Raw genomic sequence first — 26,943 nt, 5'->3', positions numbered from 1 at the left:
AATAAGGAAAGTTGAAAGCTGCCGTTAAGAAAAAGGTAATTTACTTCTCTAGTATTTGAAGTTGAGCATTACACTTAAACGGTTGCCGTCACTTCCATGATAAAGACCAATGTTTCCCGTTACAGTGAGTCCGGCACTTATCCAGATCGAGCCTCCATAATTATTATGCCATTGTTTCGAATTTTCACCGGGTGTCCATACTCTTCCGTAGTCAAAGCCTGCAGTTACACCATAAACAAAGGGTAGAAAATTGTTTTCCCACAGACCTAAAGCGCTTCGAAGATCTGTACTGTGGTAAAAAGCCTGCTTCCCATTAAAACGGTGATTGCGATAGCCGCGAAGATTTCGGTTTCCGCCTATGGCTGCAGCGTGATAGATCTCGTAATCATCTCCAAAAATGACCTCTCCACCAATTTTTGTGGCAAAGACTGCGTAACCGCTGGAGATTAAAGGATAATTGAAGGATACCGATGGTTCAATGTACCCAAATTCATTATTTGCGTCGTCTATGCTCTTCTTGTAGCCGGTGGTTAACTGAATATCTGATCCCAGGCTTGGGAATGCCTCAGTATTCTTACTGTAGAACCTGTAATTGGCTTCGGCACCTGCATATAGTTGCTGTTCAAAAATATCATTTTCGGGGTCTAATATTTCACCCAGGAATGAGTCGGGTTCGTACTTTACCTGATAGGATTCGAGAGATGGCCCAATATCAAAAACACTTCCGGCATCATTCCGCCAGATCAATGAAGGCGAAAAATGCCCTTTTTGGATCCTCACCCGATTGTAGTCTCTTTCGGTATCGGCAGGATTGTAGGTCGTTTCTGTTCCCTTTCCGAAGTAATTTAAAGTGTAATTAGGACTGGTGTAGCGTGCGGTGATCCCCAGGTTCCAATTGTAAAATAGATGGGCGAACTCGCCGCGGTAACTTACCGAAAAACCATTTGTTGCAAAGTAGTAATTTGCCAATAGCTCATGCTGTGCCTGGAAAGGATTGTTTACCAGGCCATATTTCGTCCACACAGCCTCGGCACCCAGTGTAAAGCCCGCATCGGTTTCGAAATTGACGTAGGGAAGGGCCTTAAAGGTATTGTATTTGAATTTTTTGTAGTGAAAGTTGTTGATCTCATAAGAATCTACCAGTAATCTGCGGGAGCCGGGCTGCACGATCTCATTTTCTGAACTTCGGAAATCATACAGCTTTACATTTCTTTTATTCTGAAAATCGTAAATATCCTTTCCAGGGCCGCCCAGGATCCTTAGCCTTACAGGGTTCTCGCCTTTACCACTTACAGTAAAGCGGTCTTCCCCGTCCATTCCATAGATCCATATCTCTCCTGTCTCTTCAGAACTATAAGTGTGCCTGAAGATCTCTTCACCTTCGGAAAACTGGGCAATTTCTGTAAGGCCGTTTTCCCGACGGGTTATCTTGAAATCTTCGTCTTCATCTGTTCCTGTGATCACAGTAAATTCTAGCATGTGCTCATAATAGTCGCGGGCGATCTTCATGAGGTTTGCACGTCGGCCTTTTAATTTCTGCTTGATCTCTTCAATTGTTTGATCCTGTGCAGCTTTTGGTAGTTCTGCGAAAGCGGCTGCTATCTCTTCGTCGGTGATTTCCTGCTGAATGACCTTCACCTGCTCCTCCCACTGCTGCCAGTCGGTCTTAAAAAGGACCTGCAAATCCAGTGGATAGCCCGACCAGTTGAACCATTTGACATTATCGATATCTTCATCATAGGTTTGCATCTTCCGCAAGTTGGGCAAGGCGAGTTTTAAAAGACTAATTAGAGGGCCGTCATATTTTGTAAACGCCTGGTCGCGGTCCCGGGGGATGGGTAAATAATACACCTCTTCCTCATCGCCATAAGCCGCCCATCGCCAGTTGTCCTGGTGGCGGTCCCAGTCTCCAATTAACATATCAAAAAGCCGTGCTTTGAGATATTCTTTCTCATCGACACTAGCTTGCGGATTTTCCCTTAACTCTTCTAAAAGGTCAAAAGTGCTTATGATCTCATCTGGTTTTTCAAATTGCGCAAAAGATTTGTTTTCGCTGCCGGCATGGGCCTGCAATTCGTAAAGCTCATCCCCGTATTCATCATTGTGAATGTCTAAAGCAGGTTGGCGAGGCACGTAATAGATTTCAGGTTTTATGTGAGGTAAGTCGAGAGCTTCAGCAAAATTATCTAGGGCAAATTTGGCGTAAGGATGGGAAGTAGTGAAATAATCCAGAACAAGCCGCTCGGGAAAAGTGTTCTTTACCCGGTCTTCAACATAACTTGTGGGAATGAGATCGGCCTGTATGTACTGTGACGGGTTTTTTCTTAAAGCCCTTAGAGTGAATTCATGATCCTGGTCATTTATAAACCTAATGGATCGGGACTGTTGGCCGCCTCCCTCTTTGATAGGTCTGAGTCCGCCGTGGATAGTGTCGAGCAACAGCACGGGAACCTCGATCTTCCTGCTGTAGACATCCCTATAATGTTTACCCCATAAGAGGCGGTAAAATGCGGTTTTTTTAGTTTCTTCGGGAGTATAAACTGATGCGGAATAGGTGTCTCCGATCTTCTCCCAGGCTGCTCCTTCCAATTCAATTTTCGTAGTCCTTTCCCTCGGAATTACTTTACTGAACACAGGTTGTGAAGCTTCAGCAGTAAAAAAATCCACTCTGGAATTGCCATTTTTGAATACTGTAAGTTTCGCGTATCCATGTTCTTCAGAAGCGAAATGGCCTTCTTCACGGGCAGTGGCAGGCTCGGTTTCGGCAGCGGTAGCACTAATGATCTGTGGATTTCTACCGTTGTGCAAATACTGAAGGTTAGCATGATTTCCGGAAACAAAAATGACGTCATCAAATTGACTTGCCAGGGTTTCCAAAGTTTTTCGAAATTCCCGGTATCGTGGGTTCTCAAAATCCTGCCTTGAAAATGGGAAAACACGGTCAAGGAAACCTAATTTTGTGGAGCTCATTACCGGGTGATGAACCGCAACAATTTTGAGCTTGCCGAAATTGTCTTTTAGGGCATCTTTTATTTCTATAAAAAATCGCTCGCGTGTTCTTATATCACATTCAACATTATAGTCGCTGCTTCGATCCCAATCCTGCAGGTACCACTGGGAATCAACGGTTATTAGAGCAATCTCATCATTAATTTCAATATCTTCTACAGGGCAACCGTCATCTGGAAGAAACTTCCCGTTGCTGTTATCCTGGAGAAAACTTTCCATGTCATCAATGCTTTGAGGTGCAGATTTGTTCCATTCGTTTTCCCCGGGGACATAAATGATATTTCCGTTGAAATCCTCCAGGGGATTTAGAAGGTAATTTTGAAGAAACTTTTTTGTCTCCTTTCGCTGTTCTTCTGCTTCAGGATATCCATGTGCTAAAGTGATATTTCCTGGCCACAAAAGGGTCGCTGAAGGATCCTTTTTGGAAGCTTTTATTATATCTTCGAGAAGTGTGGAGGTAGCGACATTGGCACCAGGACCGGTATTAGACAAAATATAAAAGGAGCGGCTAACCTCATTGGTGTCACTTTTTTGGTGCTGTGCGTTAGCCGAAATTGAAAAATAGAATAATGTAACGATATATATAATAACAGGCCTTAAAAAACGGCCCGGGGATAATATTTTTTGGATCATAGAGGAGTTCCGGTTTATAATTTATCCTTTGTAAAACAGCAGTAGCTGTATTAACTGCCTCAATTTCCAAAAAATAATGGCTATTCCGTGTCCTTTTAACCCGTTTATAACATTAATAAAGGGATTCTCCCAAAAAGCACTAAGCTTGACATAATAGGATATTACTGTCTAAAAGGTCGTTTTTGAGGATTTATATAGTGATTTGAAAAGCTTAAATTGTTGTGCGTCTTCAACAAGAATAGAGAGGTCAAGGAGCGTAAAATGCTTTACTTAAAATTTCGTTAAACCTAAATAGAGGTTATATTTGTTTACGAGCCTCACATTTTTAAAATTCTATAAGTTTTGAAGATCTACTTCTACGTCTTTCTTTTTATCAGCCTTGGGATCACAGGTCAGGAATTACCTCCTGTCACTAACTTTTCGCCCAGGGATTATGGCGCAGGAAATCAAAACTGGATGATCGCCCAGGGACCTGACAAGAAAATTTTTGTCGCAAACAATTCGGGTCTTCTCCAGTATGATGGGGAGCACTGGACCCTCTATAGGGTTCCGGGAGGGACGGCAGTGCGCTCTGTTTTAGCTTCGGGTGAGAACATTTACACCGGGGCTTACATGGAATTTGGTTATTGGCGAACTCAGGAAAATGGAAGGCTTCAGTATTCCTCTTTAAAAGACTCAGTAGCGTCGGGTTTGGTTGATGGAGAACAATTCTGGGATATTAAAGAAGTGGAAGATTACGTGATCTTTCAAAGTCACCAGAGATTATATAGTTACAATAAAAAGACAGGTAAAGTTACTGCTATCGTTACTGAGAAGAATATTTCAAATTTGTTTGGAGTCAGGGACAAGATATATTACCAGGTTGCTGAAAAAGATCTCTATGTAATTGAGGATGGCGTGGGTCGGGAGTTCGTTTCTAATGAGAAGATCCGGAATAAAGCGATCATTGGACTTTTTCCATATTCCAGCGACAAAATGTTGGCTGTCACCCGGGATGATGGGGTTTTCATTATTACGGGAAATCAATGGGATCCCTTGACTGTAGAGAATTATCCTCTTTCAGTTAGTTTCTTTTCTGCGCTCTACTTAAAGGATGGTTCCCTTGCCCTTGGGAGTATAGGTGGAGGTCTTTATCTCTTAAGCCTTGAAGGGAATCTTCAATACCAGCTTACACAACCTACCCTGCTCAATAATACGCTTCTTGCTGTCATGGAAGATGAAGAAGGTAATATCTGGGGAGGGCTTGATAATGGGATCGCTGTGATCAACCGCGAAAGTCCTTTCCGGTTATTCGTAGATACCTTCGGAAAGATAGGTACAGTATATTGCAGTGATGTCCTGGACGGACTAATGTATTTAGGTACAAACCAGGGGCTTTACTACAAAGTCGCTGAATCTGAAGGGCCTTACCAGCTTATAAAGGGCACGACCGGGCAGGTGTGGAGTTTAAAAGTAATCAATGGGAAACTTTATGCCGGTCATGACAGGGGAACATTTATTATTGATGGAACAGAAGCCTACCATGCATGGGACGGTTTGGGAACCTGGACGGTAGAGAAGTTCGGTCCAGGCATAATTCAGGGTCATTATAATGGACTTAGTTTTTTACCCGATACCTCAGCTACTTCCAAAGCACATTTTATAGAAGATTTCGACCTTTCTGTTCAGGATATGATTGTCGAGAACGATTCTGTAATTTGGTTGAGTCACTACCATAGAGGTATTTTTAGACTAGAGATCAATAAGGACTATAACCGCGTTGAAAATCAGAAGAACTTCGGTATGGGCAAAAGATCTGAAATGGGCCCACAAATTTTTAGGTTTGAAGACAATATCTACTATTCAACAGAAGATGCTGTTTATATTTATGATAAAGACAAAGAAGAATTTACAGCTGAAAATGAGCTGAACCAAATTAGCAGGGACAATGATAGGATCAGTGGTGTATCCTTGGTATTGGACGATGGGAACTGGTGGACGTTTGGCAGTGACAATCTGTTTTATGTAACCAGGGATCCTTTTGAGCAGAAACTCATACAGCGACGGGTACCCCTTCCTCTGGAAAGTAGAAATATAAGCAAGGGTTTTGAAAATATTTCTCTTGTTGGGTCTAATGAGTACGTTGTAGGCTCCAACGGCGGTTACATAGAATTCTCTTTGCCTCTTAAAAAGATCCCTTCCGGTGAACTAATGCTAAATGCAGTTGGCACTGCTTCAAAAAGAGAGAATTTTTCTTTTAAATCTCTTGGAATTGACGGCCTGGATCTGGAAAGTGAGGTCAATAACCTTGCATTCCTGTATAGTATCCCAAACTACCAGGCTTTGTCGGAAACTCAATACAGTCATCGACTGCTCAACTATTCTTCAGCCTGGTCTAATTGGAATCAAACGGGTACAGTGAAGTTTGAAAATTTACCTTCAGGAAGCTATACTTTCGAGCTAAAGGGTAGGATCAATGATATAGAAACAGAAGTAATTAGTTATAATTTCTCAATAGCCCGACCCTGGTATTACAGTAATCTGGCCTGGTTCCTTTACTTTCTACTTTTTCTTCTGGGGCTTCTTGGCATTCATTATTCCTATCGCAGGCGCCACAGAAAGATTGTGGAAGAAAGGGAAAAGAATCTAAGAATGAAAAATATGGAGGCCGAACAGGAAATTATCAGACTCCAAAAAGAGCATTTAGAGAAGGACATGGCAGAGAAGAATGGACAGTTGGCTGCTTCCACTATGTCTCTCATTAAAAAGAATGAATTTCTTTCCATACTTAAGGAAGAGCTTAAAGAAGCAGAAAGTTCAAAAGTAAAAGGAGTAATAAAAACAATTGATAAAGAACTAAGGGAGGAAGACAACTGGAAGATGTTCAAGGAAGCGTTTAAAAATGCAGATAAAGAATTCTTTGACAAGATAAAGGCAAAACATCCTGAACTTACTTCAAACGACCTCCGACTCTGTGCCTATTTAAGATTGAATCTATCTTCAAAAGAAATTGCACCACTTATTAATATTTCTGTAAAGAGTGTTGAAATAAAGCGATATCGATTGAGAAAGAAGATGAATCTTCCCCGGGAGATCAATTTGACAGATTATATTATGGATTTATAGCCTTTACAGCGGGCTAAAAAAACTTTACAACACCTCTACATTTCCCGAATAGAATACAAAAATATCTTTTTTCCAAAGCCCGCTAAATTCGGGTAATTCCCCTGAAACTATAGCATTCTACAGGCTTTTTGAATATCTATACAAGAATCTTTGTACCTGTATGTTTTTTGTAAAGGCGGTTTTTCTTTCACCTGTGTTTATACTTAATATATTGGTAACACAATTTTAACGACTAATTAAGAGTCCAGATTGAGTATTCTATATTTTGCCCTAATAAAAATCTGTTTTTGGTAATTCGAAATCGATTTCGAACTGGAATGCAATTTTTGGCCTTCAAACACAAATCTTAAAATTAATGCACCAACAACTAAATTCAACAGTCAATGAAAATTAAAAATTATTTAGTGATGTTATTTTTGTTTGTTTTGAGCTCTGCCTTGGCTCAAACGCAGGAAGTAACAGGTACCGTAGTCGATGACAGTGGGATGCCCTTACCGGGAGCCAATGTCATTATTAAAGGTACTACAACCGGAACTCTTACAGATTTTGATGGAAAATTTGCCATAATGGCTGAGCCCGAGGATATCCTGGTATTCTCTTATGTGGGCTATGAAACCATTGAAGCTTTAGTGGGAGACAAACAAGATCTTATTATCACTCTTGCACCTAGTGCTGCTGCACTAGATGAAGTGGTGGTTGTAGGATACGGGACTCAAAAGAAAAGTGTGACTACCGGAGCTATTTCTTCTGTTAAGGCGGAAGAATTGGAAGCTGTCCCCAATGGTAGAATCGAACAAACTTTGCAAGGTCGTGTATCTGGGGTAACAATTGCACAAAATTCCGGTCAACCTGGCTCTGCTGCTACAGTAAGGGTAAGGGGTCTTACCACTTTTGACACCTATGGAGGTAACTCTCCTCTCTGGGTAGTGGATGGAGTTATTGTTGATTCCGGTGGAATTGGCTATCTAAACCAACAGGATATAGAATCCATTGAAGTACTTAAGGATGCTGCTTCCCTTGCAATCTATGGAGCGCGTGCTGCTTCGGGGGTTATTCTTGTTACTACTAAAAAAGGAGCTGAAGGTCGCCTCAATGTAAATTACACTGGCTTCTTTGGAGTTTCAGCGCCGGAAAAAACCGTTGATCTTTTAAATGCTGCCCAATATGCAGCTATAATGAATGAAAAATCTGTAGCGGCGGGAGGAAATATCCTTTATCCCGACCTTTCTGTTTTCGGAACAGGTACAGATTGGCAACAGGAAATTTTTAACGACAGCGCCAATAGAGAATCACACGAATTCAGCTTAAGTGGAGGGAATGATGTCTCTACTTATTATGCATCTTTTGGATATCTGGATACAGAGGGTATTGTCACTACAGAAATTTCACAATACCAAAAAAAGAGTATGCGTTTGAACTCTACTCATGATCTGTCTGATAGGTTCACAGTAGGACAAACTTTTGGTTATACTTACCAAAGAAGTACAGGTCTGGGAAATACGAACAGTGAATATGGGGGACCATTGAGTTCTGCCCTTAACCTAGACCCGATCACTCCGGTAGTGGTAACCGATCCTGCTGTAGCTAATACACCGTTATACACAAGTAACCCGGTGTTTAGAGATGCTAATGGTAATCCATATGGTATTTCCAGTTTTGTAGGTCAGGAAATGACAAACCCTGTGGCTTATATCAATACCAGACTGGGTAATTATAACTGGTCTGATGATTTTGTAGGTAATGCATTTCTTGAATTTAAACCAATAGAGCAGATTTCTTTTAGAACCTCTATTGGAGGAAAGCTGGCGTATTGGGGTGGAGACGCTTTTACTCCTGAATACTTCTTAAGTTCAACTGTAAGAACTTCTACAAACAGCCTGAGTAGAAACACAAATAAAGGCTTTGGTTGGAACTTAGAGAATACTCTTTCTTACGACGACACTTTTGGAAAGCACAATTTGACTGTTCTATTAGGACAGGGTGTATATGTTGATGGTATTACTGAAGGTACATATACCTCATATCAAGGTCTTCCTGTTACCAGTTACAGGGATGCCTCCTTTAATTATAATATTCCTGCAGAAAGAATAACAGGAAGTGCATATACGGGGAATGAGCACAGGGTAGTTTCTTTATTCTCACGTTTGAACTATAACTATGATGAAAAATACTTGTTCACAGGTATTATTCGTAGAGATGGATCTTCCAACTTTGGTCCGAATAACAAATTCGGTGTGTTCCCTTCTTTCTCTGCAGGATGGAATGTTTCTAATGAGGATTTCTGGGAAGACAGTGAATTCTTTAATACTTTAAAACTTAGAGCAGGATACGGGATCACCGGTAACGATGCCATTAGACAAAATGGATATTTAGCTCTTATTGGAGGTGGCCGAAACTATACATTTGGACGAGATGGTAGTTCAATTATTATTGGTTACAGCCCTGATGCACCTGCCAACCCCGATCTAAAATGGGAAGAGACCTCTCAGCTTAACATTGGTGCCGATGCAAGGTTCTTTAGAAATCTTACTATGACACTTGAATACTACAAGAAGGTAACCTCAGGAATTCTACAGGAATTCGAGATCCCGGGATATGTAGGTTCTACAGGTCTTCCTGTAGGAAACGTGGCTGACATGGAAAACCGCGGATTTGAATTTGAACTTGGATTCAACAGAAATTTTGGAGATCTATTCTTCTCTGCAAACGGTAACCTTACTTACCTGGAGAACGAAGTGACCTACCTTGGTCAGGACAAAGAATTCATTACCACAGGTACTGCAGGATTCCAATCTATGGGTCCTATAACAAGAACTCAAATTGGACAACCGTATAACTCTTTCTATGGCTATGAAACAGCCGGAGTTTTCCAGTCTTTTGAAGAAATCAATTCGTACACAGGACCAGATGGAAATGTTATCCAACCTAACGCTGTTCCCGGAGATTTTAGATGGGTAGATACTAACAACGACGGAACTATTACAGATGATGACAAGCAGTTCCTGGGAAGCCCGCTACCTAAGTTTACTTTTGGTCTTACCCTCAACATGAATTATAAGAACTTTGATTTCATGGTGTTCACTCAGGGTGCTATGGGTAACAAGATCTTTCAGGGTCTTAGACGTTTAGACATTCCAAGTGCAAACTACCAAACAGAGGTACTAAGCCGTTGGACAGGACCCGGAACGTCAAATGATTATCCAAGGTTGACAGATAATGATACTAATGGAAACTTTAGTAATATGTCTGACTTCTATTTGGAAGATGGTGATTATCTTAGAGTGAAATTAGCTCAAGTAGGATATACTATTCCTAAGTCCTTTACCGATAGTTACGGAGTTCAAAGATTGAGATTCTATGTAACCGGAGAAAACCTATTAACGCTTACAGATTATACTGGCTTCGATCCTGAAATTGGAGGAAATGTCTTTGGAATTGACAGAGGTTTTTACCCACAAGCGAGATCTGTACTTTTTGGAGCCAACATACAATTCTAAAAAAAATAAAAATGAAAACAAACACATTCAAGTTAGTATTAGCTGCATTAGCAGTGATATTTACGCTGAATTCCTGTACCGAGGATTACCTGGAAGTACCTGTAAAGGGTACGAACCTGGAATCTAATTATTACAGGAATGAGAGCGAAGCTTTTGCCGGCCTTGTAGCAGTTTATGACGTTATGAGGAAGTATTCCGGAGGATTTGAGAACATGGTGACTTTCTTCAACGCCGGCTCCGATGATTTTAGAGCGGGTGGAGGTAATGCCTCGGATGGGGTAGGGATCCAAAGTTTTGATGATTTTACAATTACCCCTTTTACAATGCCTCAGAGTTACTGGAGTGATTTCTACCAGGGAGTTGCACGAGCAAACTTCCTTCTTACGAAATTGCCGGAAGTTCCTATGGATGAAGAAGTCACTGCACGATTGACTGCTGAGACGAGAGCCTTAAGAGGAATATATTATTTTAATCTGGTAAGGATGTTTAGGAATATTCCTCTTATTACCACTCCTCTATCGAGTAACGAATTCAACAATGTTCCACAGGCAAAACCATCAGCAGTTTTTGCTCAAATCGAAGAAGACTTACTTGCTGCAATTCCAGATCTGCCTCCAACAGTTTCGCCTGAAATGGCTGGGCGTCTTACCAAAGGTGCCGCGCAGGCAATGCTCGGAAAAGTGTATCTGTGGCAGGGGAAAAATTCAGAAGCTGCAACTGTACTCCGGGAAGTTAATGGTACGCCGGGTGAAACTAACCAGTACGGGAACAGGTTATTAGATAGCTTTGAAGCCCTTTGGGAAACAGACAACAAATTCAATGCAGAGTCTATTCTTGAAGTAGCGCATACTAACCAATCTTTTTCATATTGGGGAATATGGGGACAGGGAAATGATGAAGGGAACACCATAAATACGATGGTAGGACCGAGATCTTACGTACAGTTAACAGAAGCGGCTCCCGATCTTCCTTCGGGATGGAGTTTTAATCCTGTGGAGCCAGAACTTTATGATCTTCTGGAGAATGATCCTAGATTGGATGCTACTATTCTTAATTTAAATGCTCTTGAAGAAGCCGGTGCAGCAGATTACCTGCCTGGTTATGAAGATACCGGTTATTTTCTAAATAAATATATTCCTACTCGTTCAGACGTCACTACTGCTGCGGGGGAACCTATTCTTAATTACCGTCAGAACCACTATGTGATAAGGCTGGCCGATACTTACTTAATGGAGGCTGAGGCTCTTGGTGGTACAGGAGCGCGTGCTCAAGCTTTACTTGATGCAGTAAGAGCCAGGGTAGGTTTACCTAGTATTCCTGTTTCTATGGAGAATATTTACAGAGAACGCAGGTTGGAACTGGCCGGGGAAGGCCACAGGTTCTTTGACCTGGTTAGAACAAACAGAGCCGCTGACTTCTTAGCAGATGAAGGTTTCGTGCCAGGGAAACATGAAATTCTTCCTATTCCTTACAGGGAGACGCAGAACACTCTTATAGAACAAAATCCGCAGTATCAGCAATAAATTATGAAACACATGAAAAAATTTAAATTTATACTGGGCCTCTTCAGTCTTCTTGCGATCGCAGGTTGTACGCTGGAGGATGGTATCGACCAGGATACTTCTTTCCTGGACACAGTAAATACTGATGATATAGGTGCAGTTTTCGAAATAACCAATGATAATACCGGGGTAGTGACCATTACCCCGACAGGTGAAGGTGTTAGTAGGTACGTCGTAGATTTCGGAGACGGATCTTCAGTTTCAGATGAAATTAGACCGGGAGAATCTGTGCAGCATATTTATGCTGAAGGAAACTATGATGTGGTAATTATTGCAAAAAACCTGGCGGGAGAATCCTTCCAGGGTACTCAGCCACTTACGGTATCCTTTAGAACACCTGAAAACCTTGCAGTAAATATCTCAAGAGACCCTCAGGATAACTACACTGTAAATGTGAGTGCTACAGCCGACTATGCTGCCCTGTTCCACGTCTACTTTGGCGAAACTGCAGATGAGGACCCTACTCCGCTTATGCCGGGAGAGAGTGTTTCTCATACCTATGCGACCATAGGTACTTATGACGTAAGAGTTGTTGCTCTAAGTGGAGGTGCGGCCAGCCTTGAGGCTACAGAACAGGTGACTATTACAGATCCTCTATTCTTTCCAGTAGATTTCGAATCTAATAAACTGGATTATGCATGGTTTGGATTTGGAGGAGCAAGTGCACAAGTGATTGACAACCCGGATATGAGCGGGATCAACACCAGTTCCAAAGTAGTTGAGCTCACAGAAGAGGTGGGAGCACAAACCTGGGCCGGAGCTGTTTTAGCTCTTGATGAACCTCTTGATTTCTCTCAGGGAACTGCAATTAAAATGAATGTGTGGTCACCGGAAGCCGGGGTACCTATTCTACTTAAAATTGAAGACTCGAGTTCAGAGCCAGACGGAAATGGAAACCCATCAGTTTTTGTAGAGGTTATTGAAAATACTACTACCTCTGGCGAATGGGAGGAAATGACCTTTGACCTTAGAAGTTCTGCCATGTTTAATCCCTCAGTGAATTATGACAGGGTGATTGTTTTCTACGACTTTGGAAATCCGGGAGAAGGAGCGACCTTCTACTTTGATGATCTTAGACTGGCTAAACTTGAGCTACTTACATTACCTGTTACCTTTGAGTCTGATAAATTAAATTACTCCTGGTATAACTTTGGACCCGATCAGGCAAATGGGGTTCCAATAGTAGACAATCCAGATCCTAACTTTGTGAATTCAAGCGATAAGGTTGCAGAATATACTAAACCTTCCGGATCTGAAACCTGGGCAGGAACTTTCCTAAACCTTGACGAGCCAATTGATTTCTCAACAGATAGACATATAAGTGTAGATGTTTGGTCTCCAATTGCTGGTGCACCCGTTCTTTTAAAGGTAGAAAACAAGGATGATAATTCCATTGCTGCCGAAATGACTGTGAATACTACAGTTAGCGGCGAGTGGGAAACATTGACCTTTGATCTCAGTGCTGTCGATCCGTCCCAGGATTATGGAAGAATAGTGCTGTTCTTCAACTTCGGAGTTTCGGGAACTGGGGAGACTTATTACTTTGATAATATTAGAACAGTAAATCCAAATATTTTAGACTTACCACTTAATTTTGAGTCTTCAACTCTTGATTATTCATGGTTCAACTTTGGACCTGATGTCCCTAATGGAGTACCAATTATTGATAATCCTGATCCAAGTGGCGTAAATCCAAGTGATAAGGTGGCCGAATATACTAAGCCGGCTGGTTCTCAGGTATGGGCAGGAACTTTCCTTGAACTGGATGAGGCAATTGATTTCTCTTCACAAACAAAGGTAAGTGTGGACGTATGGTCTCCAATAGCAGGAGCGCCGGTACTTTTTAAAGTGGAAAATTCTGGTGATAATTCCATTGCTGCCGAAACCACTGTCAATACAACAGTGAGCGGTCAATGGGAAACGTTGACCTTTGATCTTAGCGGTGTAGACCCTTCTCAGGTTTACGACAAAATTGTAATATTCTTCAACTTTAATGTTGCAGGAACCGGTGAGACATATTATTTCGATAATATTCGATTGACAAATTAAAAAGTAGCAAACATGAAAAATATATTAAAGTTAAAAATGCTGTTCTTTGCCAGTCTACTTTTCGCTGTAGGTTGTTCGGAGACAGACTATGAAATGGGAGACCTTTCTGCACCTACTAATGTAGTGGTAGATGTGGAGCTCGTTGGACAGGATGAGGCTCATCCTTATGGAGATGGTTCGGGGGAAGTCAATATTACCGTATCTGCAGATAATGCCCTGGCATATAAAATAGATTACGGTGCTACATCTACGCTTAACTATGTACCTTTTAGTGGGCAAACTTCCAGGAGATATACTAAAACAGGAGTAAATACCTACATGCTTTCGATCATTGCTTACGGGGCAGGAGGAACAGCAACGAACCTTACCCATGAAATAACTGTGGAAAGCGTCTTTACGCCGGAGCCTGAGATCATCTCTGCTTTGGTAGGAGACGGGTCCAAGACCTGGGTGGTTGATAAACCTAATGCCGGGCACTTTGGAGTAGGACCATGGTCTGATAGTTCAGTAATTCCTGAATGGTGGTCTGCAGGTCCTAATGAAAAAGAAGGTTCAGCAGATTGTTTCTATTCTGCAACATTTACCTTTAGCCAGGAAGGTGAGAACAATTTCTCTCTGGATGTAAATACTCCGGATGGGGCATTCACTAAGACAGGTAACCTCACTACCCTGCCGGGAATACCGGCGTCGGGAGATGAAGGATGCTATGACTATGATGGTGGAACTTCAGATTTCTCTTTTGCTCCGGCAAGTACAGCAATTCCTGCTTCATCACCATCTACCAAGACAAGTATCATTTTGTCTGGCACCAACACCTTTATAGGTTATGGAGCTGTTCAAAAAGAATACGAGATCCTTGAGATAACTCCAGATATGGTTTACCTGCGGGTGCAAGGTACAGAGACCGGAAATGCCTGGTATCTTAGATTAGTGCCGGCAGAATAATTGCCGGTTATACCTGAAGATTTCCGGAGGAATTACCTATTCCTCCGGAAATTTACCAGGATAATAATATCAATACTTTATACTTTTAAAATGAATATTCGAAAGCTAATTTTTAAGCTCGGGCCATTCTTTTGCCTAATTTTTTGGATGATGCCAATGAGCTGCAGCAGTTCTGACCCCAATGAAGAGGATAATTCCAAGCTTTCTGATCTTACGGTCGATATCGAAATAATAGGAAGTTCAGCTTCAAATCCAAATGGAGATGGCAGTGGGAGGATCAATCTATCCTTTTCGGCCAAAAATGCAAATTCCTATAGAGTAAATTTTGGAAATGGTGATGTATTAGAAACCACATCCAATAACATGTCTTATACCTACGTGGGAAGCGGCACAAATACTTACCAGGTATTTGTTTCAGCCTATAAGGGAAGTGAATTTATTTCCAAAGGGGAATCGGTGACTATTTATGTTACCCCCAGTATGATCTTTTCTGAAGAATTCAATTATAGTGGAGCACCAGACGCTTCGAAGTGGACCTATGATATTGGTAGAGGAGATGGAGGCTGGGGCAATAATGAAGCACAGTTTTATACCAGTCGATCTGACAATGTCGTGGTGGATAACGGTATTTTAAAGATCACCGCTAAAAAGGAAAATTATGAAGGTGCAGCTTTTACTTCCACCAGGCTTAAGACTCAGGGTAAATTCAGTTTTAAGTATGGAAAAGTTGAGGTAAGGGCAAAATTACCGCAAGGTGGTGGTACCTGGCCTGCCATCTGGACATTAGGTTCAAATATTACTTCTGTAGGTTGGCCGGCTTGTGGAGAAATAGATATAATGGAGCATGTGGGTAATAATCCAAATACGGTTATTAGTGCCATTCACACTCCATCAAGTTATGGTAACACACAAAATAAAGCTACTACCTCTGTAGATAATGCAACCACAGAATTTCACGTTTATGGCCTTGAATGGACACCTGAGAAATTAGTCTTTTCTGTAGACGGAAACGTGCACTACACCTATAATCCTGCTACTAAGAACTCTAATACCTGGCCTTTTGATTCAAACCAGTTCCTTATTCTTAATATAGCTGTGGGTGGTACTTTAGGCGGTAACATAGATCCCGATTTTGTTTCGGGAACAATGGAGGTTGATTATGTAAGGGTCTATAATTAAAATTCCTTTTGAGAAGGTAAAATAAGTTATGTTAAGGCTAGTCACAATTTTATTTTTGCTCGTGGTGTATACCGCTTGTACCAGCGATACTGAGCCAGATACACCGGCTCCTCCTCAACCTCCACAGGTAGAGAATGAAGTGGATTTCTATCTCACCAAAGGAGACCAGTCGCAAAAGTTTAAAAAGCAGTCTGGCATTCTCGCTTTTACAAATACTTATAATTCCTATCCTTCAATAAAAGTTAGTACTTCCGATACTTATCAAACTGTTGAAGGTTTCGGTTTTACCCTGACCGGGGGTAGTGCAGAGGTTATTAATAGCCTCAATGCCAGCAAGAAGCAGGAATTACTGGAAAAGCTTTTTGGTAGCAGTGAAAATTCCATAGGTATCAGCTACTTGAGAATAAGCGTTGGAGCATCAGATCTTAGCGCTTCTACTTTTTCTTATAATGATCTTTCAGCCGGAGAGACTGATGAAGATCTCTCAGAGTTTAGCTTAGAACCCGATTTAAAAGATGTTATCCCTCTCCTTCAAGAAATTCTTGAGATCAATCCGGAGATAGGAATTATGGCCACTCCATGGTCTCCACCGGTATGGATGAAAGACAACCAGAGTACTGTGGGAGGGAGTCTGCTGCCCAGGTATTATGATGTCTACGCCAACTACTTGGTAAAATACATCCAGGAAATGGAAAAATTGGGAATCTCCATCGATGCCCTTACTCCACAAAATGAACCTTTACATGCCGGAAACAATCCCAGCATGCACATGACCGCATCAGAACAGGCCAACTTTATTAAGAATTCCCTTGGACCGGCATTTAGAGATGCAGGAATAGATACCGACATCATTATCTATGATCACAACGCTGATAATCCGGGGTATCCTATTTCAATTCTTAATGATCCTCTGGCAAGACAATATGTGGCAGGCTCAGCTTTTCACTTATATGCAGGAGATATTTCGGCTCTTTCAACAGTTCATGATGCTTATCCTAATAAAGACATTTACTTCACAGAACAGTATACAGCTTCAAACGGGGATTTTGGAGGGGATCTAAAATGGCATTTAAAGAATGTTATTATAGGATCAATGCGCAACTGGAGCAAAACTGCTTTGGAATGGAATCTTGCGAACAATTCCAACTTCGGGCCGCATACTCCAGGAGGATGTACAACCTGCAAAGGTGCCGTAACTGTAAGTAGTAGTTCATCATACAACGAAAATGTAGGATATTATATCATTGCCCATGCCTCAAAATTTGTTCCTCCCGGTTCTGTGCGTATCTCAAGTAATATGATAGAGGACCTTCACAATGTGGCTTTTAGAACCCCTGCTGGGGACAAGGTTCTTATAGTGCTGAATGACGGTAACAGTTTCCAGGCTTTTAATGTAGAATACAATGGGAAGTGGATTACCGCTTCACTTGAACCCGGTTCGGTTGGAACTTTTGTGTGGAAGTGATCTGAATAAAATAAAACCATGAAAAAGCTCATACTTCTTGTCTTTCTTTCAATTTCTTTTTCAGGATTCTCACAGGAAACTTCATTTCCGCAATTCCTTCACACCAGTGGTCAAAAGATCCTGGACAGAAATGGTGAAAATGTCCTTTTAAGAGGAATAGGCCTGGGAGGGCATATGCTGCAGGAAGGATACATGCTTAAAGTGCCATTTTCTGGTCAGCAGTATGTGATTAGAGAGCATATAGAAGAGTTAATAGGACAGGAAAAAACTGATGAATTCTATAAGGCCTGGCTTGAGAATCATACCCGGAAAATAGATATTGATTCCATGAAGAGCTGGGGCTTTAATTCAGTTCGGCTTCCCATGCATTATAATCTTTACACCCTTTCTGTAGAAGATGAACCTGTAAAAGGAGAAAATACCTGGCTCGAAAAAGGCTTCCAAATGACCGACTCCCTTTTAAGTTGGGCCGAAGCAAATGAAATGTACCTAATCCTGGACATGCATGCTGCTCCCGGCGGACAGGGACATGACGTGAATATTTCAGATCGTGACCCATCCAAACCATCTCTTTGGGAAAGTGAAGCTAACCAGCAGAAGCTGGTGGCCCTATGGAAGAAAATTGCTGAAAGATATAAGGACGAACCCTGGATAGGAGCGTATGATATCATAAACGAACCCAACTGGACCTTTGAAGAAGGCAAACATAAACATGGAATTGAAGACACCCAGAATGCGCCTCTAAAAAAGCTGATGGTCGAAATTACTAATGCTATTCGAGAAGTTGATAATAACCACATCGTGATCATTGAAGGCAACGGCTGGGGAAATAATTACAATGGCATCCTACCGCCATGGGATGACAATATGGTCATAAGTTTTCACAAATACTGGAACTATAACGACACAGCTTCTATTCAGCAATTCCTTGACTTCAGGGAAAAATATGATACTCCAATATGGCTTGGAGAAACCGGCGAGAATTCGAACGTCTGGTTTACAGATGCTATAAGGCTAATGGAAGAGAATAATATTGGCTGGGCATGGTGGCCTCTCAAAAAGCTTGGGTTCAATAACCCTCTGGAAGTGCCGGTTAGTTCCGGATATCAAAAGATGCTTGAATACTGGAGAGGAGAAGGCGAAAAACCATCCGAAGAGGAAGCCTATAAAGCGGTCATGGAACTTGCTGAAAACACAAAACTGGAAAACAATTACTTCCACAAAGGGGTGGTGGATGCCATGATAAGGCAGCCGCATTCCAAAGAAGCCATTCCGTTTACCAAAATTATCGTCGATGATTCTGCGACCATTAAAGCAGCGAATTATGATATGGGACCCTTGGGGACAGCCTATCACGACAGTATTTTTGCTAACTATTATATCTCCACAGGGGGAGAAAGGCAAAGCTGGAACACGGGTCGAACCTACCGCAATGATGGTGTGGATATTTACCCAAAGGAGCCAAGAACAAGCTATGATGAGGTCTATGTTGATGACATGGATGCTGAAGAGTGGCTGCAGTACACTTTCCAGGTATCTGAAAAGGGCAATTTTGAGCTCTCTTTTAGAACTGCTGCCGATGCTTCCGGAAAGGCTGCCGTTGAGATCAACGGGAAAAAATATCCGGCTTTTGTTATTCCCAATAGTCGAGCACAATGGACGGAAACAAGTATTAATAATATCTCCCTTCAAAAAGGGCAAAACCGGTTGAGGTTTTTAGTGATCGATGGGGGCTTTAAGCTGGAAGAACTGAATATTAATCGCCAAAATTGAGCTTTATGAGATCCCAACATATCTTTTCTTTTCTTTTGTTGTTCATATTGGCATCATGTGCAAATGAGCCCAGGGAATTAACACAGGCCAAACTTTGGTTAACAACTCTGGATGAAAAATCCCTTCTTGCAGAGCGTGCGCTTGAAGTAATTTCGGCAGAAGACAGTGTAGCTGAAACAGCAATAACAATTGACACCTCCCAGACATTTCAGGAGATAGACGGATTTGGATATACCCTCACCGGCGGCAGTGCGCTCCACATTAACAGAATGAAAGATTCTGCCAGGACTGCTCTTCTTAAGGAGCTTTTTGGAACCGGTGAAAATGAAATTGGGGTGAGTTATTTGAGGCTCAGCATTGGTGCTTCAGATCTCAATAAAGCACCATTTTCCTATAATGATATTCCGGAAGGAGAGACAGATGTAAACCTTGAAAATTTCAGCCTGGCAAACGACACGGTTCATGTCATTCCGGTTTTAAAGGAGATCATAAAGATCGCTCCGGATATTAAGATCATGGGTTCTCCCTGGTCACCGCCGGCCTGGATGAAAGATAATAAAGACACTCGTGGGGGCAGTCTTCTTGAAGAGTATTACCCTGTTTATGCTGAATATTTTGTGAAGTATATCGAGGCGATGGCCGATCATGGGATCACCATAGATGCTATTACCGTTCAAAATGAGCCGCTGCATCCCGGAAATAACCCAAGCTTGCTTATGCTTGCTGAAGAGCAGGCTGAATTTATCAAGAATCATCTAGGGCCTGCCTTTGAGAAGAACAATATCGATACGAAGATCATCATTTACGATCACAATGCCGATAGGCCAGATTACCCCATCAGCATTTTAAATGATCCTGAAGCAGCTCAATACATTGATGGTTCTGCTTTCCATCTCTATGGCGGGGAAATAGAGGCTCTATCTGAAGTGCATGATGCCCACCCCGACAAGAATCTCTACTTCACCGAACAATGGGTTGGGGCACCGGGAAATTTTGCACAGGAAATGTCCTGGCATACCGAAAATCTAATTATTGGCGCTACCCGAAACTGGAGTAGAAACGTCCTTGAGTGGAATTTGGCAGCCGATGAAAATCAACAACCTCATACAGATAGAGGGGGCTGCGACCGCTGCCTTGGCGCGATAACCATTACAGGTGATGAAGTGACAAGGGAACCGGCATACTACATAATTGCACAAGCTTCAAAATTTGTTCGTCCGGGGTCTGTAAGAGTGGAATCCAATATGCCGGAAAACCTTCCAAATGTGGCATTTTTGACACCCCAGGGAAAGATCGTTCTTATCGTTCAGAACAAAGCGGAAAAAGAAGAAACTGTAACTGTAAAATTGGATAATAAACAAACCTCCTTTCAGCTTCCGGCAGGAGCAGTAGGGACCTTAGTATTGTAAAGATGAAGATCACACAGATAATTTTAGGATTGGGCCTTATAATGGCCACCGGCTGCGGGGTTAAGGCGCAGGATAAAGCAACTGCTCCCTCAAAGGCAGATATTACTGCTAAAGCCAATGAGCTATTGTCAAAAATGACCCTCGAAGAAAAAGTAGGGCAGATGACCCAGGTAACTCTTGATGTTATTGGAAAAGGCGACGATCGCTATTCTAGCTTTGAACCCTTCGCATTGGATAAGGAGCTCGTCAAAAAAGCAGTCTCTGAATACCATGTGGGTTCTTTTCTGAATACCGCAAATAACCGTGCCCTTCCAAAAGAGAAATGGTATGAAGTGATTAAGGAACTTCAGGATATCAATAAGGCCGAGACCAGGCTGGGAATACCAATAATTTACGGAGTTGACATGATCCACGGTGCCACTTACACTGCGGGTGCGACTATGTTTCCACAGCAAATAGGGCAGGCAGCCAGCCGTAATCCGGAACTTGTTCAGCGGGGAGCCGGGATCACTGCTTATGAAACCCGTGCCAGCGGAATTCCGTGGAATTTCTCTCCTGTTTTAGACCTGGGAATGGATCCGCGTTTCTCAAGAATGTGGGAATCTTTTGGAGAAGATCCCTATCTGGCATCTGTCCTGGGAGTGGCGATGATCGATGGTTACGAAGGTAAAGACAACAATATTGGACATCCGGAGCATATCGCTTCTACCCTGAAGCACTTTTTGGGCTATCACGCTGTAACTTCTGGAAAGGACAGAACTCCATCTTATATTCCGCAAGATGCTTTAAGAGAATATCACCTGCCGCCATTTAAAGCTGCAGTAGAGGCTGGAGCGCACACGATCATGGTGAATTCCGGGATCATTAACGGAGTTCCGGTTCATGCCAATTACAACCTACTTACCTCTCTTCTTAAAGAGGAACTTGGCTTTGAAGGATTAGTAGTGACCGACTGGGCCGATATTGAAAACCTGCACCGTCGCGACCGCGTAGCAGCATCTGATCGTGAAGCTATAAAAATGGCAATTAATGCCGGTATAGACATGTCAATGGTGCCTTATCAATATGAAGTTTTTGTAGATAACCTGGTTGATTTGGTAAAGTCGGATGAAGTTAAGGAGTCACGTATTGACGATGCAGTGAGAAGGATCCTGAAAGTTAAGCTCGCACTTAACCTTTTTGAAACTCCTGTAACTCATTATAAGAATTACCCAAAGTTCGGGAGCAAGGAATTTGAAGAAGCTGCCTACACCACGGCTGCCGAATCAATAACGCTGCTTAAGAACGAAGAAAATATACTTCCGCTTGGTAAGAATGTAAAGGTGCTTGTCACTGGTCCAAATGCGAATTCTATGCGCACGCTTAATGGTGCCTGGACCTACTCATGGCAGGGTGAAAAAACTCCGGAATTTGCTGAATCCTACAACACTATTCTGGAGGCAATTCAGAAGGAAGTAGGAGCCGAAAATGTCATTTTTGAACCCGGAGTTTCCTACGTCGAGGGTGGTAAATACTATGAGGACGAAAAAGTGAATTTTGAGCAGGCAATTTCCGCAGCTAAGAACGTTGATTACGTCATCCTTGCTGTAGGTGAAAATACTTATACTGAAAAGCCGGGGGATCTTAATGATCTCTACCTGTCTGACCATCAAACAGAATTAGCCAAAGCACTCGCAAAGACCGGTACCCCCGTGATTCTTGTCCTAAACGAAGGGCGCCCCCGGATCATCAGTAAGTTCGAAAGAGAAATGGAAGCGATCGTGCAAACCTACCTTCCCGGAAACTTTGGAGGTGATGCCCTTGCCGATGTTTTATTTGGAGATGTTAACCCTTCCGGAAGGTTGCCATACAATTATCCGCGTTATCCGAATGCATTGATCCCGTACATTCACAAGCCTTCTGAAGAACAGGCCAAAGCGGAAGGAGTGTACAACTACGAAGCCGATTACAATCCGCAGTTCTTCTTTGGAGATGGATTGAGTTATACCACTTTTGAATATTCAGATCTAAAGCTGGATAAGCACAAGATCAGCACCACCGGAAGTGTCACAGTAGAAGTGAAAGTGACCAACATCGGTAAAAGAGCAGGAAAGGAAGTCGTGGAATTATACACGTCAGACCTTTATGCGAGCCAAAGTACGCCCGATGTTAAGAGATTGAGAAGGTTCGAAAAGATATCTCTTGAACCGGGAGAAACAAAAACTGTCCGCTTCAATTTAAATGCAAAAGACCTTGCCTACTTCACTCCTAAAGGAGAGTCACTGGTAGAGCCTGGTGATTTTGAATTAATGGTGGATGACCTAAAAACAAATCTTGAGGTGACCAACTAATTGAGCAACCTCTAATATCAAATTAAATCAGTAAAATGAAAAAGCGAATATTACTCCTGGCTTGCCTTTTTCCGGTCCTTTCAGCCGCGGCACAGGATGCTGAAATTAAAAGTTCAGTAAAAAATGTAGAAGCAAAAGTCGATTCTGTACTTTCTCTTATGACCCTCGAAGAAAAGGTGGGACAAATGGTGCAGTACAGCGGCACCTGGGATCTTACCGGCCCGGCAACCGGAGATCAAAATCAGTACCGCAAGGAACAGCTTAAAAAAGGCCTGGTAGGTTCTATGCTGAATGTACTTTCGGTTGATGCCACCCGTGAAGCACAAAAACTGGTCATGGAGAATTCCAGGATCAAGATCCCTCTTATGTTTGGATATGATGTGATCCATGGGTATAAAACCATGTTCCCCGTACCGCTTGGGGAAACCGCGAGCTGGGATCTTGAGGCGATGGAAGAGACAGCACGAATCTCTGCGCTTGAAGCAGCAGCCGATGGAGTGAACTGGACCTTTGCGCCAATGATAGACATCTCCCGGGATGCCCGATGGGGCCGCATCATGGAAGGTGCAGGAGAGGATCCCTACCTCACTTCCCGCGTTGCTGAAGCAAAAGTAAGAGGATATCAAAGTGAAGATCTCTCAAATCCCGCATCGATTGCAGCAACAGCCAAGCACTTTGCAGGATATGGTTTTGCTGAAGCCGGTCGTGATTACAATACCGTACACGTGGGGGAAAATGAGCTGCACAATACTATTCTGCCGCCTTTTAAAGCCGCTGCAAAAGCTGGAGTGGCAACTTTTATGAATTCCTTTAATGATCTTGACGGAACTCCCGCCACAGGTCACCGTATTCTGCAGCGAGAGATACTCAAAGGAAACTGGGACTGGGATGGTTTCATTGTTTCCGATTGGGCTTCAATAGCCGAAATGAGAGATCATGGTTTTGCTGAAGATCTTACTCATGCCGCCGAAATTGCCGTTAAAGCCGGAAGCGATATGGATATGGAAGGTGGCGCCTACGAAACCGGACTTGTCAAGCTGGTTGAGGAGGGAAAAGTAGATGAGGAATTGATCAACGAGGCCGTGAAAAGGATCTTAAGAGTGAAGTTCAAACTTGGCCTTTTTGAAGATCCATATCGTTATTCAGATCCAAAAGCTATGGCTCAGATTGACCAGGCTGCTCACAGAGAAGTTGCCAGAGATGTGGCTAAAAAATCTATCGTTCTTCTAAAGAATGAAAAGAACCTTTTACCGCTGAGTTCTTCAGTTAAAAATATTGCTGTGATTGGTCCCCTGGCCGATGACAAGAATACTCCAATAGGAAACTGGCGCGCCCAGGGAGAAGCAAACTCTGCGGTCTCTATTCTGGAAGGTGTGAAAAATGCAGTCGGAAAAAATGTTAAAGTAACATACGCAAAAGGAGCCGATCTCGGGGTAGGAGAAAAAAGCTTCCTAAAGCCTCTTGAGATCAACACCACAGATAAATCTGGTTTCAAAGCGGCAGTAGATGCTGCTAAGAAGGCAGACCTTGTGATCCTTGCCCTGGGAGAAGATGCTTTCCAGAGTGGTGAAGGAAGAAGCCAGGTGAATATAGGTCTTGCAGGTGTTCAAAAGGAGCTGATGAAAGAGATCTATGCCGCCAATAAAAATGTAATTCTGGTGCTTCAAAACGGAAGACCTTTAGAAATTTCCTGGGCTTCGGAAAATATTCCTGCGATCCTCGTTGCATGGCAGCTGGGTACCGAAAGCGGAAACGCTATCTCCGATGTGCTCTTCGGAAAATATAATCCTTCAGGAAAACTTCCGGTTTCGTTTCCGAGAGCCGTTGGCCAGGAGCCATTGTATTACAATCAGAAGATGACCGGCCGCCCCACCAATCCTACAGATGTAACTTATTCAGCTTATACAGATGAAGAAAAGACAGCATTGTATCCATTTGGTTACGGTCTTAGTTATACGACCTTTGACTATGGTGACCTGAAATTATCTTCAAAGGAGATGACTCAGGATGGATCTATTGAGGTGACTGTGCCGGTAACAAACGCCGGAAGTACAGCAGGAAAGGAAGTAGTGCAATTATATCTGCGCGACCTGGTTGCCAGCACTACAAGACCTGTAATTGAACTTAAAGGATTTGAGCTTGTTGAACTGCAGCCCGGGGAGACTAAAGAAGTAACTTTTGAGATCACAAATGACCTACTTGAGTTCTACAATGCTGAAAAGAAATGGACTTCAGAGCCGGGAGAATTTAAGGTTATGGTTGGTGGTAATTCTGTAGATCTAAAAACTGATACCTTCAGGCTTAAATAAATAAAGGGTCTCAAAAATGACATTTTTGAGACTCTCCTTTTCAGGTGAATAATGAATTTTAAAATGAAAGAAATGAAAAACTATATTACAGTCGCCCTTCTTGCGTTGGTGGTTTGCTCAGGTGACAGCCTCTTCGCCCAGCATTCAGTTCAAACAAAAAAAAGCGATACTTTATTTTTTGATGATTTTTCTCAAGACTCATTTGATAGAACTAAATGGAACGTGGTAGGTACAGATTTCCACGTGAACAATGAACAGCAGGCTTATTTTGATTCCACGGCCACTATTTATACAGTAAAGGGCGAAGAAGCGCAGGGAGCTAGAAGTGGTGCTTTAGTTCTTCAGGCGCATTATTCGCCCGATTTTACAACCATAAACGGAAAGAACTTTGATTTTATTTCGGGGCGCATCAATACCCGGGATAAGGTGATGTTTACTTATGGGACTGCGGCAGCGAGAATGAAACTTCCCGAAGGGTCTGGATTCTGGCCAGCTTTCTGGGCACTTGGTGGCGGTGACTGGCCTGCAACAGGCGAGATCGACATTATGGAATATGTAGGAGAAACCGATTGGATAGGGGTTGCCCTACACGGGCCCGGTTATTCCGGAGAAACACCTTTAGTGAATAAATACTTTTTTCCGGAGGGAGAGAGTGCTACAGACTGGCATGTATATTCAGTAGACTGGACACCCGAAGGATTCGATTTTAGAGTTGATGGCCGACTGATCTACCGGGTTACGAAACCTATGGTGCAACATTATGGAGAATGGGCTTTTGATAATCCAAAATTCCTCATTGTAAACCTTGCCCTTGGCGGTGCATATCCTTTCAAGACCAATCGTGTGGAAGAACCCTACAACGGGCTTCCTCAGTCAACAGTGGACCTTATCAAAGCAGGAAAAGCAAAAGTATTGGTAGACTGGGTATTGATCACCCAATAGAGATTTGTCTCTTAGCCTGTAATACCCTTCAAAACTGTCATTTTTGGAGGGTATTTTTTTTGCCTGGCCGCAACAGAGTCTGAGCCTGTATGGCACAAAGATCATAGGCCGGGCAAGGTCTCGGAAGGAATATTTTTCAGCCTTGCAGGCTTATCAATAAGGACCCTTAGAATCCCGAAGCCTTGCGCTGAACTAAAGTTTTGAGACTTTCAGCCTCAAAAGGTAAAAAAGGTCTTGTCTCTTGTGTCTGGCAGCTGAGCGATCTAATTTAGATTCCTCCGCTCAATAAAAAACCTCTTTAACAACTCAGACGCTTCCTGCTCTAAAATGCCATTTTTGACCTTCGTTTTGGGGTGGAGTTTTGCGCCCATTTTTCTGTAGCCTCTTTCCGTGTCCGATGCTGCAAAGACAAGATTGGAGATCTGGCTCCAGTACAAGGCACCCGCACACATTTGGCAGGGCTCCAAAGTGACATACATGGTGCAGTCGAGGAGGTATTTCCCGCCGAGAAAATTGGCTGCAGAGGTGATGGCCTGCATTTCGGCGTGGGCTGTAACATCATTTAAAAGTTCTGTGAGGTTGTGACCTCGTGCAATGACCTGTTCTCTGACCACAATAACTACCCCTACGGGAATTTCCCCTTTTTCATAGGCAAGTTGTGCTTCTTCCAGCGCCTTGCGCATAAAATAGCTGTCGTCAAAAACTAATTGCATATTCAAAAATACAATTTCAAGAT

General features: G+C 42.6%; 14 protein-coding genes. 12 read left to right on the top strand and 2 right to left on the bottom strand.

What is annotated here, in order from left to right:
* Positions 1–48: 48 nt before the first annotated feature.
* Complete coding sequence (locus ACXYMT_RS01695; protein WP_459057359.1) at positions 49–3,642, bottom strand: metallophosphatase; 3,594 nt, start codon at positions 3,640–3,642, stop codon at positions 49–51.
* 342 nt (positions 3,643–3,984) lie between these two features.
* Between ACXYMT_RS01695 and ACXYMT_RS01690 the strand changes: the two genes are divergently transcribed.
* The 12 genes from ACXYMT_RS01690 (at position 3,985) to ACXYMT_RS01635 (ending at position 26,207) form a co-directional block, all read left to right on the top strand.
* The gene (locus tag ACXYMT_RS01690; RefSeq protein WP_459057358.1) at positions 3,985–6,747 is read left to right on the top strand and encodes a triple tyrosine motif-containing protein; all 2,763 of its coding nucleotides are present in this window, start codon (positions 3,985–3,987) and stop codon (positions 6,745–6,747) included.
* 383 nt (positions 6,748–7,130) lie between these two features.
* Positions 7,131–10,244, top strand: a complete 3,114-nt coding sequence (locus ACXYMT_RS01685) for a SusC/RagA family TonB-linked outer membrane protein (protein WP_459057357.1) — start codon at positions 7,131–7,133, stop codon at positions 10,242–10,244.
* 11 nt (positions 10,245–10,255) lie between these two features.
* A complete protein-coding gene (locus tag ACXYMT_RS01680; RefSeq protein WP_459057356.1) occupies positions 10,256–11,767 on the top strand; it encodes a RagB/SusD family nutrient uptake outer membrane protein in 1,512 nt (503 codons plus the stop codon).
* A gap of 12 nt (positions 11,768–11,779) precedes the next feature.
* A complete protein-coding gene (locus ACXYMT_RS01675; RefSeq protein WP_459057355.1) occupies positions 11,780–13,855 on the top strand; it encodes a hypothetical protein in 2,076 nt (691 codons plus the stop codon).
* A 12-nt stretch (positions 13,856–13,867) separates the two neighbouring features.
* Positions 13,868–14,800: a hypothetical protein gene (locus tag ACXYMT_RS01670; protein WP_459057354.1), complete on the top strand. Its 933-nt coding sequence runs from the start codon at positions 13,868–13,870 to the stop codon at positions 14,798–14,800.
* A 156-nt stretch (positions 14,801–14,956) separates the two neighbouring features.
* Entirely contained in the window at positions 14,957–15,979 is a 1,023-nt protein-coding gene (locus ACXYMT_RS01665) for a glycoside hydrolase family 16 protein (protein WP_459057353.1), read from the top strand.
* Between the two features lie 28 nt (positions 15,980–16,007).
* Complete coding sequence (locus ACXYMT_RS01660; RefSeq protein WP_459057352.1) at positions 16,008–17,444, top strand: glycoside hydrolase family 30 protein; 1,437 nt, start codon at positions 16,008–16,010, stop codon at positions 17,442–17,444.
* 18 nt (positions 17,445–17,462) lie between these two features.
* Positions 17,463–19,217 carry a cellulase family glycosylhydrolase gene (locus tag ACXYMT_RS01655; RefSeq protein WP_459057351.1) on the top strand — a complete coding sequence of 585 codons (1,755 nt, stop codon included), beginning with the start codon at positions 17,463–17,465 and terminating at the stop codon, positions 19,215–19,217.
* Positions 19,218–19,222: 5 nt separating this feature from the next.
* Positions 19,223–20,626: a glycoside hydrolase family 30 protein gene (locus ACXYMT_RS01650; RefSeq protein ID WP_459057350.1), complete on the top strand. Its 1,404-nt coding sequence runs from the start codon at positions 19,223–19,225 to the stop codon at positions 20,624–20,626.
* A 2-nt stretch (positions 20,627–20,628) separates the two neighbouring features.
* Positions 20,629–22,956 (top strand): glycoside hydrolase family 3 N-terminal domain-containing protein, encoded by a 2,328-nt coding sequence (locus ACXYMT_RS01645; protein ID WP_459057349.1) that lies wholly within the window; start codon positions 20,629–20,631, stop codon positions 22,954–22,956.
* A 35-nt stretch (positions 22,957–22,991) separates the two neighbouring features.
* The gene (gene bglX / locus ACXYMT_RS01640) at positions 22,992–25,265 is read left to right on the top strand and encodes a beta-glucosidase BglX (protein WP_459057348.1); all 2,274 of its coding nucleotides are present in this window, start codon (positions 22,992–22,994) and stop codon (positions 25,263–25,265) included.
* A 72-nt stretch (positions 25,266–25,337) separates the two neighbouring features.
* Positions 25,338–26,207, top strand: coding sequence for a glycoside hydrolase family 16 protein (locus tag ACXYMT_RS01635; RefSeq protein WP_459057347.1), 870 nt, complete (start codon positions 25,338–25,340; stop codon positions 26,205–26,207).
* 263 nt (positions 26,208–26,470) lie between these two features.
* Here ACXYMT_RS01635 and ACXYMT_RS01630 read toward each other — a convergent pair whose 3' ends face one another.
* Complete coding sequence (locus ACXYMT_RS01630; protein WP_459057346.1) at positions 26,471–26,920, bottom strand: nucleoside deaminase; 450 nt, start codon at positions 26,918–26,920, stop codon at positions 26,471–26,473.
* Positions 26,921–26,943: the final 23 nt, after the last annotated feature.

Source organism: Salinimicrobium sp. CAU 1759, from assembly GCF_054482715.1.
This window is presented reverse-complemented; position numbering and strand designations above follow the sequence as displayed.

What these genes read in the sequence shown, in the direction of transcription:
- ACXYMT_RS01665 (WP_459057353.1), top strand. Translation starts at nt 14,957, where the DNA reads ATGAGCTGCAGCAGTTCTGACCCCAATGAAGAGGATAATTCCAAGCTT.
- ACXYMT_RS01660 (WP_459057352.1), top strand. Translation starts at nt 16,008, where the DNA reads ATGTTAAGGCTAGTCACAATTTTATTTTTGCTCGTGGTGTATACCGCT.
- ACXYMT_RS01675 (WP_459057355.1), top strand. Translation starts at nt 11,780, where the DNA reads ATGAAAAAATTTAAATTTATACTGGGCCTCTTCAGTCTTCTTGCGATC.
- ACXYMT_RS01650 (WP_459057350.1), top strand. Translation starts at nt 19,223, where the DNA reads ATGAGATCCCAACATATCTTTTCTTTTCTTTTGTTGTTCATATTGGCA.
- bglX (WP_459057348.1), top strand. Translation starts at nt 22,992, where the DNA reads ATGAAAAAGCGAATATTACTCCTGGCTTGCCTTTTTCCGGTCCTTTCA.
- ACXYMT_RS01680 (WP_459057356.1), top strand. Translation starts at nt 10,256, where the DNA reads ATGAAAACAAACACATTCAAGTTAGTATTAGCTGCATTAGCAGTGATA.
- ACXYMT_RS01630 (WP_459057346.1), bottom strand. Translation starts at nt 26,920, where the DNA reads ATGCAATTAGTTTTTGACGACAGCTATTTTATGCGCAAGGCGCTGGAA.
- ACXYMT_RS01645 (WP_459057349.1), top strand. Translation starts at nt 20,629, where the DNA reads ATGAAGATCACACAGATAATTTTAGGATTGGGCCTTATAATGGCCACC.
- ACXYMT_RS01635 (WP_459057347.1), top strand. Translation starts at nt 25,338, where the DNA reads ATGAAAAACTATATTACAGTCGCCCTTCTTGCGTTGGTGGTTTGCTCA.
- ACXYMT_RS01695 (WP_459057359.1), bottom strand. Translation starts at nt 3,642, where the DNA reads ATGATCCAAAAAATATTATCCCCGGGCCGTTTTTTAAGGCCTGTTATT.
- ACXYMT_RS01670 (WP_459057354.1), top strand. Translation starts at nt 13,868, where the DNA reads ATGAAAAATATATTAAAGTTAAAAATGCTGTTCTTTGCCAGTCTACTT.
- ACXYMT_RS01685 (WP_459057357.1), top strand. Translation starts at nt 7,131, where the DNA reads ATGAAAATTAAAAATTATTTAGTGATGTTATTTTTGTTTGTTTTGAGC.
- ACXYMT_RS01655 (WP_459057351.1), top strand. Translation starts at nt 17,463, where the DNA reads ATGAAAAAGCTCATACTTCTTGTCTTTCTTTCAATTTCTTTTTCAGGA.